The organism is Sinomonas atrocyanea (assembly GCF_030811715.1).
In the GTDB taxonomy this organism is placed as follows: Bacteria; Actinomycetota; Actinomycetes; order Actinomycetales; family Micrococcaceae; genus Sinomonas; species Sinomonas atrocyanea_A.
On the sequence record NZ_JAUSRH010000002.1, the window covers coordinates 389,592 to 403,936 of the forward strand.

The window sequence follows — 14,345 nt, forward strand, 5'->3', positions numbered from 1 at the left end:
GAAGCGCCCTCCTACGCTGGTTCTGCCCGACCAGCCAGGAGGAGACACCGTGTCCGTGCCCCCGCGCCCCAGCACCCCCACCTTCCGCAGCCCCGCGCTCGAGCGCGTTGCCCGCGCCCTGGACCTCGACTTCCCCCGGGGCAGCAGGCAGCCGTCTCTGGTTCGCTTCATCGTGGCCAGCGTCGTCGCCGTCGTCGGGTCGGTGCTCGCGTGCGCCGCGCTCGCGGCCGCGGCGATCGCCGCGATGCCCGAGCTCGCCGGCTACGAGCACTTCCAGTTCATGGAGTACACGAAGCTGACCGTCATCGGCGTGGTCCTCGCGTGCCTCGCGTGGCCGGCGACGACGTGGCTCTCGTCGAGGGCCTGGAAGCCGTTCCTCTGGCTGGCCCTGGCCGTCACCGTGGTGGGGCTGGCCCCCGACGCGTGGATCCTGCTCAAGGGCCAGCCGCCGGCGGGCGTCGGCGTGCTCGTCCTCATGCACGTCGCCCTCGCCCTCGTCACCTACCCGGCGCTCGTCCTCATCGCGCCGCAGCCTCGTCGACGAGATCGAGCATTAGGGCGCGCAGCGCGTCGGTGACCCGCTGGACGGCGCGCCGCCGCGCGTTCTCGGGCCGGATCAGGAGGTCGATGCTGCGCTGCGTGCCGATGCCCGCGAGCGGGCGGAGGACCACCCCGGCCGGCAGTCCGATCGTGGCCGTGTACCGCGGCAGCAGCCCGAGCCCGCCGCCGCCGGCGACGACGGCCGCGACCGTCGAGTAGTCGTTGATGCGGTGCGCGACCTCGGGAGAGACGCTCGCTACCGCGCCGATCGCCGCGAGCACGTCCGCGGGGGAGTACCCGATCCGGCTCGAGACCCAGCGCTCGCCGGCCACGTCCTCGGGCGAGAGCTCGCCGAGGGCCGCGAGCGGGTGCCCGGCAGGCAGGGCCACGTCGAACGGCTCCCGCACGAGTGGGACCGCCACGAGCCGGTCCGCGGGCCATGACTCCGTATGCGCGAGGCGGTGGGCGAGCACGATGTCATACCTCGCGGTCAGCGCGGGGAAGCCGTGCTGGGGCACGTCCTCGTCCGCGAGCCGCAGCCGCGGCACCGGTGCCGCGGCGGCGCCCGGCCTCGCGGCCCCACTCGGCGGTGCCGTGCCCGCGTCCGCCGGGGACGCGCCGTCGTCCGCCCCGGCGCTGGACGCGAGCCGCGCGGTGAGCCGCCCGAACAGGGCCTGCGCCGCAGAGTGGAACGCGCACACGCTCACGGTCCCCGCCGGGTCCTCGTGGTACGCGCCGATGGCGGCGCGAGCGTCCGCCATGGCCCGCACGACGGCGCCTCCCGCCTCCGCGAGGACCCTCCCCGCGTCGGTGAGGACGAGGGTGCGGCCCTCCTTGCGGGTCAGCTGGGTGCCGGCGCTCCGCGTGAGCAGGGCGAGCTGCTGGGAGACGGCCGACGGCGTGACCATGAGCTCCTCGGCCACGGCCTTGACGCTCCCGAGCTCCCCGAGTTCGCGCAGGATCTGCAGCTGGCGGACATCCATAAGCAGATCCTAAACCGTCCGTTGAGAAACCGGCGGTTGTTCTAAGCTGTCTGCTGCCCTTGAATGGGCTCATGAAGGCCCTCTACAAGCCCGGCCCGCAGGCCGGCCTCGAGCTCACCGAGCGCCCCGAGCCGCAGGCCGGCCCCGCCGACGTCAAGATCCGCGTCCACGCCACCGGGATCTGCGGCACGGACCTGCACATCGAATCCTGGGACGCGAGCGCGCAGTCCATGATCACCGCCCCCCTCGTTCCGGGCCACGAGTTCTACGGCGAGGTCGTCGAGGTCGGCGAGGACGTCCAGGTCGTCAAGGTCGGCGACCGCGTCTCCGGCGAGGGCCACATCGTCTGCGGCATGTGCCGCAACTGCCGGGCCGGGCGGCGGCAGATGTGCATCAACGTGGTGAGCGTCGGCGTCCAGCGCGACGGCGCGTTCGCGGAGTACGTGGTCATCCCGGAGGCCAACGTCTGGGTCCACCACGACCCGTCCATCACCCCCGAGCTCGGAGCGATCTTCGACCCCTTCGGCAACGCCGTCCACACCGCCCTGAGCTTCCCCGTGGTCGGCGAGGACGTCCTGATCACCGGCGCAGGGCCGATCGGCCTCATGGCCATCGCCGTGGCCCGGCACGCGGGCGCCCGGAAGATCGCCATCACGGACGTCTCGCCCCGCCGCCTCGAGCTCGCGCGCCAGATGGGCGCCGACCTCGCCGTCGACGTCTCGACCATGAGCGTGCGCGAGGCCCAGCACGAGCTGGGCATGCTCGAGGGATTCGACGTCGGCTTCGAGATGTCCGGGCGCCCTGCCGCCTTGGCCGGGATGATCGAGAACATGAACCACGGCGGCCGCATCGCCCTCCTCGGCCTGCCCTCCGAGGCCGCGGAGCTCGACTGGACCAAGGTGGTCACCCACATGCTCACGCTCAAGGGCATCTACGGCCGCGAGATGTTCGAGACCTGGTACGCGATGAGCGCCATGCTCTCCTCCAACCCCGTGCTCCGGAAGAACGTCGCCGCCGTGGTGACCGACGTCCTGCCGGCCGAGCGCTGGGAGGAGGGGTTCGCCCTCGCCCGCTCTGGCAGCGGCGGAAAAGTGGTGCTGGACTGGCAGGGCGTCTGAGGGCCGGGGGCCGATGAAGCAGGACGAGGAGAGGAAGACGATGTTCACAGGTGTCAGGGACCAGCTCGCCGCCGAGCTGGAGGAGATCCGCGCGGCCGGCACGTTCAAGGAGGAGCGGCACATCGACTCCCCGCAGTCGGCGCACATTCTGGCCGGCCCCCTCGGCCGGCCCGCCGGGGAGGTGCTCAACTTCTGCGCCAACAACTACCTCGGCCTGGCCGACCACCCCGACCTCATCGCGGCGGCGAAGCGGGCCCTCGACGAGCGCGGCTTCGGCATGGCCTCGGTGCGCTTCATCTGCGGCACCCAGGACGCGCACCTCGCGCTCGAGCGGCGCGTCTCCGAGTTCCTCGGCACCGAGGACACGATCCTCTTCTCGAGCTGCTTCGACGCCAACGGGGGCGTGTTCGAGGCGATCCTCGGCCCCGAGGACGCCGTGATCTCCGACGCCCTCAACCACGCCTCGATCATCGACGGCATCCGTCTGTGCAAGGCCGCCCGCCTGCGCTACGCCAACCGCGACATGGGCGAGCTCGAGGCGCGCCTGGCGGAGGCGAAGGCGATGAACGACGGCGCCGGGGCCCGGCGGGTGCTCATCGTCACCGACGGCGTCTTCTCGATGGACGGCTACCTCGCGCCGCTGCGCGACATCTGCGACCTCGCCGAGCGGTACGGCGCGATGGTCATGGTCGACGACTCGCACGCGGTGGGCTTCATGGGCGCCACGGGCGCCGGCACCCCCGAGCACGCGGGCGTCTCCGACCGCGTGGACATCTACACCGGCACCTTCGGCAAGGCCCTGGGCGGGGCCTCCGGCGGCTACGTCTCCGGCCGGGGCGAGATCGTCGCGACCCTGCGGCAGAAGGCCCGCCCCTACCTGTTCTCCAACTCCGTCGCGCCGATGATCGTGGCCGCCACGCTCACCGCGCTCGACCTCGTGGCAGGCTCCGGGGAGCTGCGCGAGCAGCTCTTCGCCAACGCCGCCCTGTTCCGCCGCCGCATGGGCGAGGAGGGCTTCGAGCTGCTGCCGGGCGAGCACGCGATCGTGCCGGTCATGTTCGGCGACGCGGCCCTCGCCGGCCGGATCGCGGCGGAGATGCTCGCCCACGGAGTCTACGTCACGGCCTTCTCCTACCCCGTGGTGCCGAAGGGGCTCGCCCGCATCCGCGTGCAGCTCTCCGCGGCGCACACGGCGGACGACGTCGAGACCGCCGTCCGCGCGTTCGTCGCCGCCCGCGACGCGGTCACCAGGGGAGCATAATGTGATGTAGATCACAATAGCGGAGGGTCCCTCGGCCCTGTCCAGGCGCTGCGCCGCGCTCCTACCGTGGAAGCTGCGCGGCACGGCGAGCGACGTCCCTGCCGCCCTCCGCGCCGCGTGGCGGCCAGGTCCATGGCCGCCGGGCAATCAGGAGGCATGTCATGAGCGATGTGACGCCTATCAGGAGCAGCGTGCGGACGGGAGGCTCCGGCCTCAAGAACGTGGGCGGGCTCTGGGGCGAGCTCCTCGCAGAATTCCTCGGGACGTTCGTGCTCATCGCGTTCGGCGACGGAGTCGTCGCGATGGCCGTGGCGGCGCTTCCGGGATCGGGCCGTGCGCAGACCCCCACGACGATCTTCCTCGCGAGCGGCGACTGGCTGCTCATCACGTGGGGGTGGGCGCTCGCGGTGACGATGGCCGTGTACGTGGCCGGAGGCGTCAGCGGCGCGCACATCAACCCCGCCGTGACGCTCGCGTTCGCCGTGCGCCGGAAGTTCCCGTGGTCCAAGGTGGGGCCGTACATGGTGGCGCAGGTGGCCGGTGCGTTCGTCGGGGCCGCCCTCGTGCTGCTGAACTACTTCCCGGCCATCGATGCCTACAACAAGGCCGTGGGGGTGGGACGCGGAGACCCGAAGAGCAACGCGACGTTCTCGATCTTCGCGACCTTTCCCGCGCCGTTCTTCAACGGCAACCCGCTCGGGCCGCTCGTGGACCAGATCATCGGCACGATGTTCCTCGTCATGCTCATCGCGGCCATCATCGACCTGCGCAACACCGCCGTGCAGGCCAACCTCGGCCCCGTCGTGGTGGGCTTCGCGGTCGCGGCGATCGGCATGTCCTTCGGGGCGAACGCCGGCTACGCCATCAACCCTGCCCGTGACCTCGGCCCGCGGCTGCTCGCGTGGCTCGGCGGGTGGGGGCAGGTCGCCATGCCCGGCACGGTGGACGGCTCCTTCAGCTGGTACTTCTGGGTGCCGATCGTGGGGCCGCTGGTGGGCGGCGTGATCGGGGTGCTGGTCTACGACTGGTTCATCGGCGACGTCCTGCACGCGCGTGATCGGCTCGCCAAGCCCGCCCCGGAGCCCGGCCGCACGCGCGAGCCGGGGCAGCCCGAACCCGGGCGCGCCGGAAGCGAGGCCGCCGGCTGATTCACCGGCCACCGTCGGAGGGCCCCGGAGGTCCTCCCGGACCCTCCGGCGGCCGGCGTCCGGGCCCTTCGGCCCCCTGTGGGCTGCCGCGGGCCCGGGCTACAGTGAGGCCATGACGGCCACCACCAACAGCGCCCAGGATGTCGACGTCCTCATCGTGGGGGGCGGGATCGCCGGCCTCTCGCTCGCCTCGGAACTCGCCGGCAGGTGCCGGGTGGCCCTGGTCGAGGCCGAGCCCTCGCTCGCCTACCACACGTCCTCCCGGTCGGCGCAGCAGCTGATCCCGAGCTACGGGCCCCCACCGGTGCAGGCGCTGACGCGCCGCACGCTCGAGGTGCTCGCCGACGCTGCCGACGGCGCGGGCCGCCGGCTCGTGTGGCCCAGCCGCTTCATGCTCGTGGGATCCCGGGCCGACGTCGAGTCGGAGGCGCACGAGGGCATGCGCGCGCTCACGCGCGAGGAGGCCGCGCGGCTCGTCCCCGCGCTGCGCCCTGCGGCGTTCGAGGCCGCTGCCCTCGACACCGACTCCGTCCGCGTGGATGCCGCCGCCCTCCTCGCCTTCCACGAGGAGCGCGCCCGGAGCCGCGGCGTCGGGCTCCACGTGGGCTCCGCCGTGCACAGCGCGCAGCGTGTGGGCGAGGGATGGCTCGTGGGCGCGGGCGCTGAGGGCTTCCACGCCGCCAACGTGGTCAACGCCGCGGGCGCCTGGGCCGACGACGTGGCGATCCTGTTCGGCGTCGAGCGGCTCGGCCTCCAGCCCTACCGCCGCAGCGCCGCCCTCGTGTCGCTCGCCGCCCCGCTCGATCCGGACACCCCGATGGTTGCCGCCGCTGACGGCACCTGGTACTTCAGGCCGGACCCGGCCGGGGCCCTCGTCTCGCCGTCGGAGTCCGAGCCCTCCCGTGCCGAGGACGCCGTCCCGCGACCGGGCGACATCGAGGCCGCGCTCGCCCTCATCCGCAGCGTCGCCGATCTCGACGTCACCGGGATCGTTCGGGCCTGGACTGGCCTGAGGACCTCGCCGCAGGACGGACTGCCCGTCCTGGGCTTCGACCCCGAGGGCCCCGGCTTCTTCTGGCTCGCAGGGCAGGGCGGGTACGGCTTCCAGACATCCTCCGCGATGGCGGAGGCCGCCGCCGCCCAGCTCCTCGCCGGGCCCGAGGCCTTGCGCACCGGCACGAGTCCGGTATCCGAGACACAGCGGGCCCTGGATCCGCACCGGCTGTCGGTGCGCAGCTGAAGATGGAGGCATGAGCCTCCTCATCGACGCCATCGGCGAGCTGTCCACCCAGCACCTCACCGGCGAGGCGAGCCCCGCCTCCGGGGAGGGGGCCGGGGTGCTGCGGGACGCCGCCGTCGTCCTCGAGGGCGAGCGGATCGCGTGGGTGGGCCCTTCGGCCGGCGCCCCCGCCGCGGACGAGCGCTACGACGCGCAGGGCCGCGCGGTCCTGCCCGGGTGGGTGGACTCCCATTCGCACCTCGTGTTCGCCGGCGACCGCACCGCCGAGTTCGAGGCGCGCATGGCCGGGCAGGCGTACGCCGCCGGCGGGATCGGGGTGACCACCGCCGCCACCCGCGCCGCGTCCGACGGCGAGCTCCGCCGGCTCCTCGCGGCACGCGTCGCCGAGGCGGTGGCCGGCGGGACCACGTATCTCGAGACGAAGACCGGCTACGGCCTCGAGGTCGGGCACGAGGCGCGCAGCGCCGCCCTGGCCGCCGAGGCCGTCGACGAGGTCACCTACCTCGGCGCCCACCTCGTCCCCGCCGGCGCCGACCCCGAGGCGTACACCGACCTCGTCTGCGGGGAGATGCTCGACGCCGTGCGCCCGCACGTGCGCTGGGCCGACGTCTTCTGCGAGACGGGCGCGTTCACCGAGGAGCAGTCCCGCCGCGTCCTCACGGCCTGCCGCGATGCGGGGCTCGGCCTGCGCGTCCACGGGAACCAGCTCGGGCCGGGGGCCGGGGTGCGGCTCGCCGTCGAGTTCGGCGCGGCGAGCGTGGACCACGTGAACTTCCTCGACGACGAGGACGTCGCCGCGCTCGCGGGCAGCTGGGCCGACTGGGCCGGCGGCGCGGCCGGCGTTCCGGGGACGGTCGCCACCGTCCTGCCCGCGTGCGACCTCTCGACCCGCGCCCCCCTGGCGCCCGCCCGCCGCCTGCTCGACGCCGGGGTGCAGGTCGCGATCGCCTCCAACTGCAATCCGGGCACGAGCTACACGAGTTCGGTCTCCTTCTGCGTCACGACCGCCGTGCTGCAGATGGGGCTGACCGTCCAGGAGGCCGTGCGCGCGGCGACGTTCGGCGGGGCGCTCGCGCTGCGCCGGCACGTCGGGGCCGACGCCGACGGGCAGCGGGCGGTGGGGTCGATCGCCGTCGGCCATCGCGCAGACCTCCACCTCCTCGACGCGCCCAGCGCCACCCACCTCGCCTACCGGCCGGGGATGCCGCTCACCCACGCCGTGTGGCGGGCTGGGCAGCAGGTGCGCTGACCGGGCCCGCGAGCGGGCAAGATAGGTCCATGCCGCAAGCACGCGCCGTCGTCCGTCCTGCCTCCCGCGTCCGCTGGCGCGCCCAGCTGGCGATCGTCCTGGGGCTCTCCCTCGGGCAGTCGGCGGTCTACTCCGTCGTCCAGCTGCTCGACAAGGCCACCCGGGCGCCGCTGTCCCAGGGCACGAGCACCCTCAACCGCTCGCTCAGCACGCGCGAGTACTTCGATCTCGTGTACCAGCTGCTGGACATCGGCTTCTCGCTCGTGCCGGTGGCGCTCGTGCTGTACTTCGTGTGGGACGCCGCGTCCCGGCGCAGCCCCGTGGCACTCCCGTGGAGCGCGCCGTTCCGCCGCCTCGGGTTCGACCTCTCCCGGCCGGGGCGGGACTGGCTGTGGGGTGTGGGCCTGTTCCTCGCGATCGGGATCCCCTCGCTCGGGCTCTACTGGGCCGGCCGCGCGCTCGGGATCACGACGGCGATCATCCCGAGCGGCCTCGACGCCCACTGGTGGACGGTGCCCGTGCTCATCCTCTCCGCGATGCGGCACGCGGTCCTCGAGGAGGTCATCGTGGTCGGGTTCATGCTCGGCTGGCTGCGCCGGCTCGGGTGGCGCGCTCCGGCAGCGATCGCCGCGAGCTCACTGCTGCGGGGCAGCTACCACCTGTACCAGGGGATCGGCCCGTTCATCGGCAACGCGGTGATGGGGGTCGTGTTCACCCTCGTCTACCGCAGGTACGGGCGCGTCATGCCCCTCGTGATCGCCCACGCCCTGCTCGACATCACGGCCTTCGTGGGCTTCAGCCTCGTGGGGAAGGCAATGGGTCTGGGGTGAGGGGCGCCGGCACGTAGCGGGCCCCTGAACCTGACGCAGGTGACTCCTGAACGGGACGCAGGTGACTCCTGAACGCGACGCAGGTGACTCCTGAACGGGACGCAGGTGACTCCTGAACCTGACGCAGGTGACTCCTGAACGCGACGCAGGTGACTCCTGAACCTGACGCAGCTGACTCCCCAACGGAACCAGCCCGTTGAGGAGTCAGCTACGCGTGGTTGAGGGGTCAGATCGTGACGGCGCCGTCGGCCGTCTCGAACGTCACGGACATGATGCCGGGGGTGCCCTTCGGCGAGACCCACTCGACCGCGACGTCCTCGAGCGGCCGCTCGACGGGCTCGCCGAGCCACTCGGTCACACGCTCGGCCGAGCCGGCGATCGTGAGCCGGCTCATACGCACGGTGCCGGGGTAGGCGTTCGACGGGTGGAGCGACGGATCGCCCTCCCACTTGAGCATGTACGGCACCTGGGGGTCGGCGATGAGCCCCAGGATGCCGATCTGCTTCCAGACGAGCTCGCGGCCGTCGGGGAACTTGCGGTTGCCGGGGACGGCCTGGCGGCCGAGGCGCTGCTCGAAGGGAGCGAGGTCGTCGACCTCCACACACCAGCCCATCCAGCCGCCGCCCGCGGCGCTGCGGGCGCGGACCGCCTGGCCGAAGGGCGCCTTGCCCGAGGCCGGGTGGTCCAGGACCTCGACGACCTCGAGGTAGTGGTGGTCCGTGAGCGGGATGATCATGTTGCGGGTTCCGAAGCGCGGGTGGACCCCGCCCTTGACTGCCTCGACCCCGAGCGCGTTCGCGATTCGCTCCGTCGTGGCCAGAAGGCCGTCGGCTTCGCAGGCATAAGAAACGTGGTCCATACGCATGGAAGTCATGGTGCCACTTTGTGATGGGCGCCTCAGCTTAGGGGCGCCTTATCGAGATGGGACGTGGGCGGACCGGTCTCAGCGCGCCAGCGGGAGCGAGACCTCCATGGTCGTCCCGGCCGCGCCGGTCTCCGCGATGCGGACCGATCCGCCGTTGCGGACGGCGATGTCCCGGACGAGCGCCAGGCCGATTCCGAAGCTCCGACGCCCGGCCGGCGACGCCGTCCCGCCGCCCGCGTAGCGGTCGAAGACCCGCTCGGGTGCCGGCCCGGCGATCCCCGGGCCAGTGTCCGCGACAGTCAGCAGCGCCGTCGTCCCCGGGCCCCGCCCGCCGTCGGAGACCCGCACGCCGACGGTGACCCGGCCGCCGTCGGGCGTGTATTTGACCGCGTTGTCCGCGAGCGCCACGATCACCCGCCGCAGCGGGGCGGGGGCGACGGCGACGGGAACCGCACCGGCGGGCGTGTCCGCCTCGACCGCGATGCCCCGCTCGCCGGCGAGCACGGCGACGTCGGCCACGACGTCGCGCGCGAGCCCAGCGAGGTCGGTCGGCGTCTCAGGGATGTCCGGTCCGCCGGACACGCTGTGCAGGAGGTCCTCGATGACGGCGGCGAGCTTGGCCGAGTCCGCGCGCAGCTCGGCGAGGACCCCCGCCGCCTCGCTGTCGGGGCCCAGACGCCGCTGGGCGAGCTGGATGCGCGTGTTCAGGACGGTCAGCGGCGTGCGCAGCTCGTGGCTCGCGTCCTGGACGAAGCTGCGCTGGAGGGCGAGCGATTCGCCCAGCGGCTTGACGGCCTGCCGCGCGACGAGCGCCCCCACGACGCCCGCGAGCACGATCCCGAACACGCCGCCCGCGACGAGCGCGCCGAAGACGTCCACGGTGTCCAGCAGGAGCTGCTGCCCGCTGCGCGCCGCGTGTGCGGCGATCTCGGAGGGCTGGGACTTGACCCAGATGAAGACGGCGGCGGCGGCGAGGAGGAGCACGACGACGACGGCGACGGCCGCCGCGATCTGCAGTCCCACCTTCAGGGCGGCCCGCCGCAGCGCGGCCTCGTCCGAGTTCGCGGGGCGGCGCCGCGGGAAGCCGGGGCGCACGCTGCGTGCCGGCGCCGTCATTCGAGGCCGCCGAGCTGGTAGCCGACTCCGTGGACGGTCCTGATCACGGTCTTGTCCGTCTTCTTCCTGAGGTAGTGGACGTAGGTGTCGACGACGCCGGGGGTGTCGCCGGCGTCGAACACCGACGCGAGGAGCTCGGCGCGCGAATGGACCCGGTCCGGCTCGGCGGCGAGGCGCGCCAGCAGGGAGGCCTCGGCCGCCGAGAGCTCGACCCGGTGCCCGTACGGCGAGGTGAGCACCCGCGCCGCCGGATCGAGGTCCCACGAGCCGACTGCCAGCAGCGCGGGGGCCGGCGGCGCGTAGGTCCTCGTGAGCGCGCGGAGCCTCGCGGCCAGCTCGTCGGAGTCGAAGGGCTTGACCAGGTAGTCGTTGGCGCCGGCGTCGAGGCCCTCGACCTTGTCGGGGACGCTGCCGAGCGCGGTGAGGATGAGGACCGGGACCGCGAGCCCCCGGGCACGGATCGACTTCACGAGCGAGACGCCGTCCACGAGGGGGAGCCCGCGGTCCACCACCAGGGCATCCCAGTCCTCGCCGAGCGCGAGCCGGAGGCCCTCGCGCCCGTCCGGGGCGAGGACCACGTCGAAGTCGTCACGGAGCAGCTCCGCCATGAGCGGGCCGAGCTGGGGATCGTCCTCGACGAGCAGGACGCGGGGCGTGGCGGTCATGGCTGCCATTGTGCCAAGCGCGGCTTCCGGGCGCCGTGGCGGCGCGGTCGGCGGCTCAGTCCTGCTCGGCCCCCACCGGGGCGGGGTCCGGCTGGGCGGCCTTGCGGCGGCGGCGCCAGATCTCGAGGCCGATGGGGATGACCGAGGCCGCGACGATCAGCACGGAGAGGATGTCGATGTTCTTGGCGATGAACTCGACGTGGCCGAGCCACACGCCCAGCAGCGTGATGGACACCGCCCACGCGACGCCGCCGAGCACGTTCCAGCCGATGAACCGGCGGTAGGGGTAGTGCGCCATGCCCGCCGCGAGCGGGATGAAGGTGCGCACGATCGGCACGAACCGGGCGAGCACGAGGGCCCGGCCGCCGTACCGGCCGAAGAACTCCTCGGCGCTGTCGAGGTAGGAGAGCTTGAGCACGCGCGCGTCGGCGCGGAACCAGCGCTTGCCGACGAATCGGCCGAGCAGGTAGCCGGCCTGGTCGCCCGCGACCGCCGCGGCCGCCACGACGAGCATGAGCACAGGCAGGCTCAGCCCGAGCTGGACGTGGAGCAGGCCCACGGTGAACAGGAGGGAGTCCCCGGGCAGGAAGGGGAAGAGGAGGCCGGACTCGATGAAGACCATGAGGGCGACCACGCCGAGCACCCAGGGCCCGGCTCCGGTCAGGAGTGCAGTGGGATCGAGCATGGTGGTATCAGCGGCTTTCGAGTCGGGTGATGAAGGGCAGCTTGGCGAGCACCGGCGGGACGAGGCGGTTCCACAGGCCCGCGAAGAGGAAGATCCCGGCGATCGAGGCGGGGAAGGAGACCAGGACGTCCATCGGGTAGTGCATACCCACGTACACGCGGGTCCACGCAACGAAGACCGAGGCCGCGAACCCGACGACGAGGACCCAGACGCCCCATCGCGTGTGCCTCAGGAGGAAGTACAGCGCGATCGTGAGCGAGACGGCGAAGCAGACGTGGCCGCTCGGGAAGCTGTTGGGGTCCATGGCGTCGGAGATGGGGTTCGCGAGGAGGCCCTGGTCGGGACGCTGGCGGTGGACCGCGTATTTGAAGATGAGGCTGTAGACCCAGCCGAAGCCCGTGATGCCGACGACCGCGATCGCGTCCACCGGGGTGCGCCGGACGAACCACAGGGCCGCGAGCACCACGACGAGGATCACGATGGCGCCCTTGGGGCCGAGGATCTGCTCGAGTGCCAGCGAGACGGTGTTCATCCACGGCACGTGGTGCAGGCTCATCCACGCATCGACGTTGAACTCGGCGTTCGTGTAGGCGCTCGTGGTCGCGGCGAAGCCCAGGGCCAGCACCACGACGCTCATCACGACCGGGACGAGGATCCAGTGCTTGAGCGTTGGCAGGTACAGGAGCCGGCTGCGGACCGGGAGGCCGGCCCAGGCCCCCGGCCGGGCCGACGCGTCGCGGGAGGTCATCATGAGCCCATCATGGAGCCGGCCGTCTAAGACCGTTCTAAGAACCTCCCGCTCGCGCAGCGGCGCAAGCGGCACGAACGTGCCGGTCGCCGGGCTTCCCTGTGGCTTGACTCACAGGATCGGCCCGCGCAAGCTGGTGAGCGGAACGTTCGTGCCGGTGATCCCGCCGCGTTCAGGGTCCGGGAAGCGGCGCCAGACGGTGGGCCGCCGGGAAGCGGGGAGGCCTGTGGGCAAGCTCAGCAGGACGGTCGCCGGCGAGGTGAGGGCCCGCCGTCGGGCGCTCGGACTGACACAGCAGGACCTGGCCGAGCTCGCCGGGGTGAGCGAGCGGTTCGTCCGGTTCGTCGAGCAGGCCAAGGCGAGCGTCCAGCTCGACGCCCTCGAAGCGGTCCTCGGCGCGCTCGGGCTCGAGCTGCGCCTCGCCGGCAGCGGTGAGGCACCGTGACGAGGCACCGGATCGCCGACGTCTACAAGGCCGGCGTCCTCGCCGCCCGGCTCGAGCGCTTCGAGGGAGGGACCCGCTTCGCCTACCTGCCCGCCTACGTCTCCTCCGGAGGCGAACCGGTCGCGAGCACACTCCCGCTCACGAGCCGCCCGGTCGTGACCGGCGCCGGGGCCGTGCCGCCGTTCTTCACCGGCCTCCTGCCCGAGGGGCGGCGCCTCGCCTCGCTGCGCCGGGCCGTCAAGACGAGCGCCGACGACGAGCTCGGGCTCCTCATGGCCGCCGGCTCGGACCCTGTGGGCGACGTGCAGATCGTCCCCCACGGCGAGCCGCTGCCCGGCACGGAGACGGCGGCCGGCCCCGGCGCGGGCGCCCCGAGCGGCCCGGACGAGCAGGCCGTGGTCCTCGACCCGCGCCGCACCCCGGACTTCGCCAGGCTCCTGGACGATCCGAACCTCGTGGACCCCAAGGCGCTCGCCGGCGTCCAGGACAAGGTGAGCGCGGGGATGATCTCGGTGCCCGCGGCGCAGTCCGGTCGGAGCTACATCCTCAAGCTCAACGCGCCCGAGTTCCCGCACGTGGTCGAGAACGAGCACCTCATGTACCGTTACGCGGCCCGGCTGCGGATCCCGGTGAGCCCGGTCAGGCTCGTGCACGACGTCGCGGGGCGGGCGGGCCTGCTCGTCGAGCGCTTCGACCGGCCTCCCCGCACGGCGGACGCGGCGGCGGGCGTCCTCCGCCTGGCCGTCGAGGACGGCTCGCAGCTGCTCGGCCTGTATCCCGCGGACAAGTACAACGTGAGCTACGAGGAGCTCTGCCGCGCGGTCGCCGCCCAGTGCGCCGCGCCCCTGCCGGCACTGCGGAGCCTCGCCCTCCAGGGCGCCTTCGCGTGGCTCACCGGCAACGGCGACCTCCACGCCAAGAACGTCTCGGTGGTCCGCGGGCTGGCGGTGCCGGGGGAGTGGGCCGTTGCCCCCGTCTACGACATCCCCTCGACCGTTCCGTACGGGGACAAGTCGCTCGCGCTGCCGCTCGGCGGCAAGCGCACGGGGATCTCCCGGCGGCACTTCCTTGCGTGGGCGCACGAGCTCGGCCTCCCCGCCCGCGCCGCCGAGGGGGTGCTCGCGGCGGCGCTGCGGGCCGCGGGCCCGCTCGTGTCGGACCTCGATGCGGCCGACGGCGGCCCCTCGCCGTTCGCGGCGGCCGTCACCCGCGCCTGGGTCAGGGAGCTGCGGCACCGCCGCCGCCTCATGGAGGGCTGACGGGGCCCCTGGGGGAGCCAAGTCACAGACGGTCACAGTCTTCGGGGCCCCTCGCGGGCGCCCCTACACTCGAGCCATAGGTCATGAGTGCCAGCGCCAAACCCCGGTTCGCTGGCCGGCAACCCTCCCGCCGCGGTGGGGTGCCCCGGGTGAAGACCTGGGCCGGCGAGAGCCGCCGGTCAAGCGCAGCGCA

Annotated in this window: 15 protein-coding genes and 1 riboswitch; of the genes, 9 read left to right on the forward strand and 6 right to left on the reverse strand. The window is 73.0% G+C overall.

The annotated features are described in order from the left end of the window. Positions 1 to 49: 49 nt before the first annotated feature. Complete coding sequence (locus J2W21_RS04570; protein ID WP_307113324.1) at positions 50 to 577, forward strand: hypothetical protein; 528 nt, start codon at positions 50 to 52, stop codon at positions 575 to 577. Here the strand turns inward: J2W21_RS04570 and J2W21_RS04575 are convergent. Beyond that, positions 519 to 1,523: a LysR family transcriptional regulator gene (locus J2W21_RS04575; RefSeq protein ID WP_307113325.1), complete on the reverse strand. Its 1,005-nt coding sequence runs from the start codon at positions 1,521 to 1,523 to the stop codon at positions 519 to 521. The two genes, J2W21_RS04570 and J2W21_RS04575, sit on opposite strands and share 59 nt — an antisense overlap. Before the next feature lie 71 nt (positions 1,524 to 1,594). Between J2W21_RS04575 and tdh the strand changes: the two genes are divergently transcribed. The 6 genes from tdh to J2W21_RS04605 all read left to right on the forward strand — a co-directional run bounded on the left by tdh (position 1,595) and on the right by J2W21_RS04605 (position 8,369). Continuing rightward, on the forward strand, positions 1,595 to 2,641 hold the full coding sequence (gene tdh, locus J2W21_RS04580) for an L-threonine 3-dehydrogenase (RefSeq protein WP_307113326.1): 1,047 nt from the start codon (positions 1,595 to 1,597) through the stop codon (positions 2,639 to 2,641). 40 nt (positions 2,642 to 2,681) lie between these two features. Then, positions 2,682 to 3,902 carry a glycine C-acetyltransferase gene (locus J2W21_RS04585; RefSeq protein WP_307113327.1) on the forward strand — a complete coding sequence of 407 codons (1,221 nt, stop codon included), beginning with the start codon at positions 2,682 to 2,684 and terminating at the stop codon, positions 3,900 to 3,902. Between the two features lie 161 nt (positions 3,903 to 4,063). Then, entirely contained in the window at positions 4,064 to 5,050 is a 987-nt protein-coding gene (locus tag J2W21_RS04590) for an MIP/aquaporin family protein (protein WP_307113328.1), read from the forward strand. Between the two features lie 112 nt (positions 5,051 to 5,162). Then, positions 5,163 to 6,290, forward strand: coding sequence for an NAD(P)/FAD-dependent oxidoreductase (locus J2W21_RS04595; RefSeq protein ID WP_307113329.1), 1,128 nt, complete (start codon positions 5,163 to 5,165; stop codon positions 6,288 to 6,290). A gap of 10 nt (positions 6,291 to 6,300) precedes the next feature. Further along, positions 6,301 to 7,539 carry an imidazolonepropionase gene (gene hutI / locus J2W21_RS04600; protein ID WP_307113330.1) on the forward strand — a complete coding sequence of 413 codons (1,239 nt, stop codon included), beginning with the start codon at positions 6,301 to 6,303 and terminating at the stop codon, positions 7,537 to 7,539. A gap of 29 nt (positions 7,540 to 7,568) precedes the next feature. Next, entirely contained in the window at positions 7,569 to 8,369 is an 801-nt protein-coding gene (locus tag J2W21_RS04605; RefSeq protein WP_307113331.1) for a CPBP family intramembrane glutamic endopeptidase, read from the forward strand. A gap of 226 nt (positions 8,370 to 8,595) precedes the next feature. On the opposite strand, the gene J2W21_RS04610 is transcribed toward J2W21_RS04605, so the two are convergent. From J2W21_RS04610 to J2W21_RS04630, 5 genes are all read right to left on the reverse strand, one after another. Next, positions 8,596 to 9,234: a VOC family protein gene (locus tag J2W21_RS04610; RefSeq protein WP_307006133.1), complete on the reverse strand. Its 639-nt coding sequence runs from the start codon at positions 9,232 to 9,234 to the stop codon at positions 8,596 to 8,598. 78 nt (positions 9,235 to 9,312) lie between these two features. Beyond that, on the reverse strand, positions 9,313 to 10,350 hold the full coding sequence (locus J2W21_RS04615) for a sensor histidine kinase (RefSeq protein ID WP_307113332.1): 1,038 nt from the start codon (positions 10,348 to 10,350) through the stop codon (positions 9,313 to 9,315). Beyond that, a complete protein-coding gene (locus J2W21_RS04620; protein WP_307113333.1) occupies positions 10,347 to 11,015 on the reverse strand; it encodes a response regulator transcription factor in 669 nt (222 codons plus the stop codon). Before J2W21_RS04620 ends, J2W21_RS04615 begins: the two co-directional genes overlap by 4 nt. A gap of 55 nt (positions 11,016 to 11,070) precedes the next feature. Next, positions 11,071 to 11,700, reverse strand: a complete 630-nt coding sequence (locus J2W21_RS04625) for a VTT domain-containing protein (protein WP_307113334.1) — start codon at positions 11,698 to 11,700, stop codon at positions 11,071 to 11,073. 7 nt (positions 11,701 to 11,707) lie between these two features. Next, positions 11,708 to 12,451, reverse strand: a complete 744-nt coding sequence (locus tag J2W21_RS04630; RefSeq protein WP_307113335.1) for a phosphatase PAP2 family protein — start codon at positions 12,449 to 12,451, stop codon at positions 11,708 to 11,710. A 223-nt stretch (positions 12,452 to 12,674) separates the two neighbouring features. On the opposite strand from J2W21_RS04630, the gene J2W21_RS04635 reads away from it, so the two are divergent. Together J2W21_RS04635 and J2W21_RS04640 are read left to right on the forward strand one after the other, a co-directional pair. Continuing rightward, entirely contained in the window at positions 12,675 to 12,893 is a 219-nt protein-coding gene (locus tag J2W21_RS04635; protein WP_307113336.1) for a type II toxin-antitoxin system Y4mF family antitoxin, read from the forward strand. Further along, on the forward strand, positions 12,890 to 14,152 hold the full coding sequence (locus tag J2W21_RS04640; RefSeq protein WP_307113337.1) for a type II toxin-antitoxin system HipA family toxin: 1,263 nt from the start codon (positions 12,890 to 12,892) through the stop codon (positions 14,150 to 14,152). Before J2W21_RS04635 ends, J2W21_RS04640 begins: the two co-directional genes overlap by 4 nt. A gap of 79 nt (positions 14,153 to 14,231) precedes the next feature. Then, positions 14,232 to 14,344, forward strand: a riboswitch (SAM riboswitch). Position 14,345 lies beyond the last annotated feature (1 nt).

Coding starts and splice junctions, on each gene's coding strand:
- J2W21_RS04575 (WP_307113325.1), bottom strand. CDS start 1,523: ATGGATGTCCGCCAGCTGCAGATCCTGCGCGAACTCGGGGAGCTCGGG.
- J2W21_RS04615 (WP_307113332.1), bottom strand. CDS start 10,350: ATGACGGCGCCGGCACGCAGCGTGCGCCCCGGCTTCCCGCGGCGCCGC.
- J2W21_RS04620 (WP_307113333.1), bottom strand. CDS start 11,015: ATGACCGCCACGCCCCGCGTCCTGCTCGTCGAGGACGATCCCCAGCTC.
- hutI (WP_307113330.1), top strand. CDS start 6,301: ATGAGCCTCCTCATCGACGCCATCGGCGAGCTGTCCACCCAGCACCTC.
- J2W21_RS04585 (WP_307113327.1), top strand. CDS start 2,682: ATGTTCACAGGTGTCAGGGACCAGCTCGCCGCCGAGCTGGAGGAGATC.
- J2W21_RS04610 (WP_307006133.1), bottom strand. CDS start 9,234: ATGCGTATGGACCACGTTTCTTATGCCTGCGAAGCCGACGGCCTTCTG.
- J2W21_RS04590 (WP_307113328.1), top strand. CDS start 4,064: ATGAGCGATGTGACGCCTATCAGGAGCAGCGTGCGGACGGGAGGCTCC.
- J2W21_RS04630 (WP_307113335.1), bottom strand. CDS start 12,451: ATGATGACCTCCCGCGACGCGTCGGCCCGGCCGGGGGCCTGGGCCGGC.
- J2W21_RS04625 (WP_307113334.1), bottom strand. CDS start 11,700: ATGCTCGATCCCACTGCACTCCTGACCGGAGCCGGGCCCTGGGTGCTC.
- tdh (WP_307113326.1), top strand. CDS start 1,595: ATGAAGGCCCTCTACAAGCCCGGCCCGCAGGCCGGCCTCGAGCTCACC.
- J2W21_RS04605 (WP_307113331.1), top strand. CDS start 7,569: ATGCCGCAAGCACGCGCCGTCGTCCGTCCTGCCTCCCGCGTCCGCTGG.
- J2W21_RS04595 (WP_307113329.1), top strand. CDS start 5,163: ATGACGGCCACCACCAACAGCGCCCAGGATGTCGACGTCCTCATCGTG.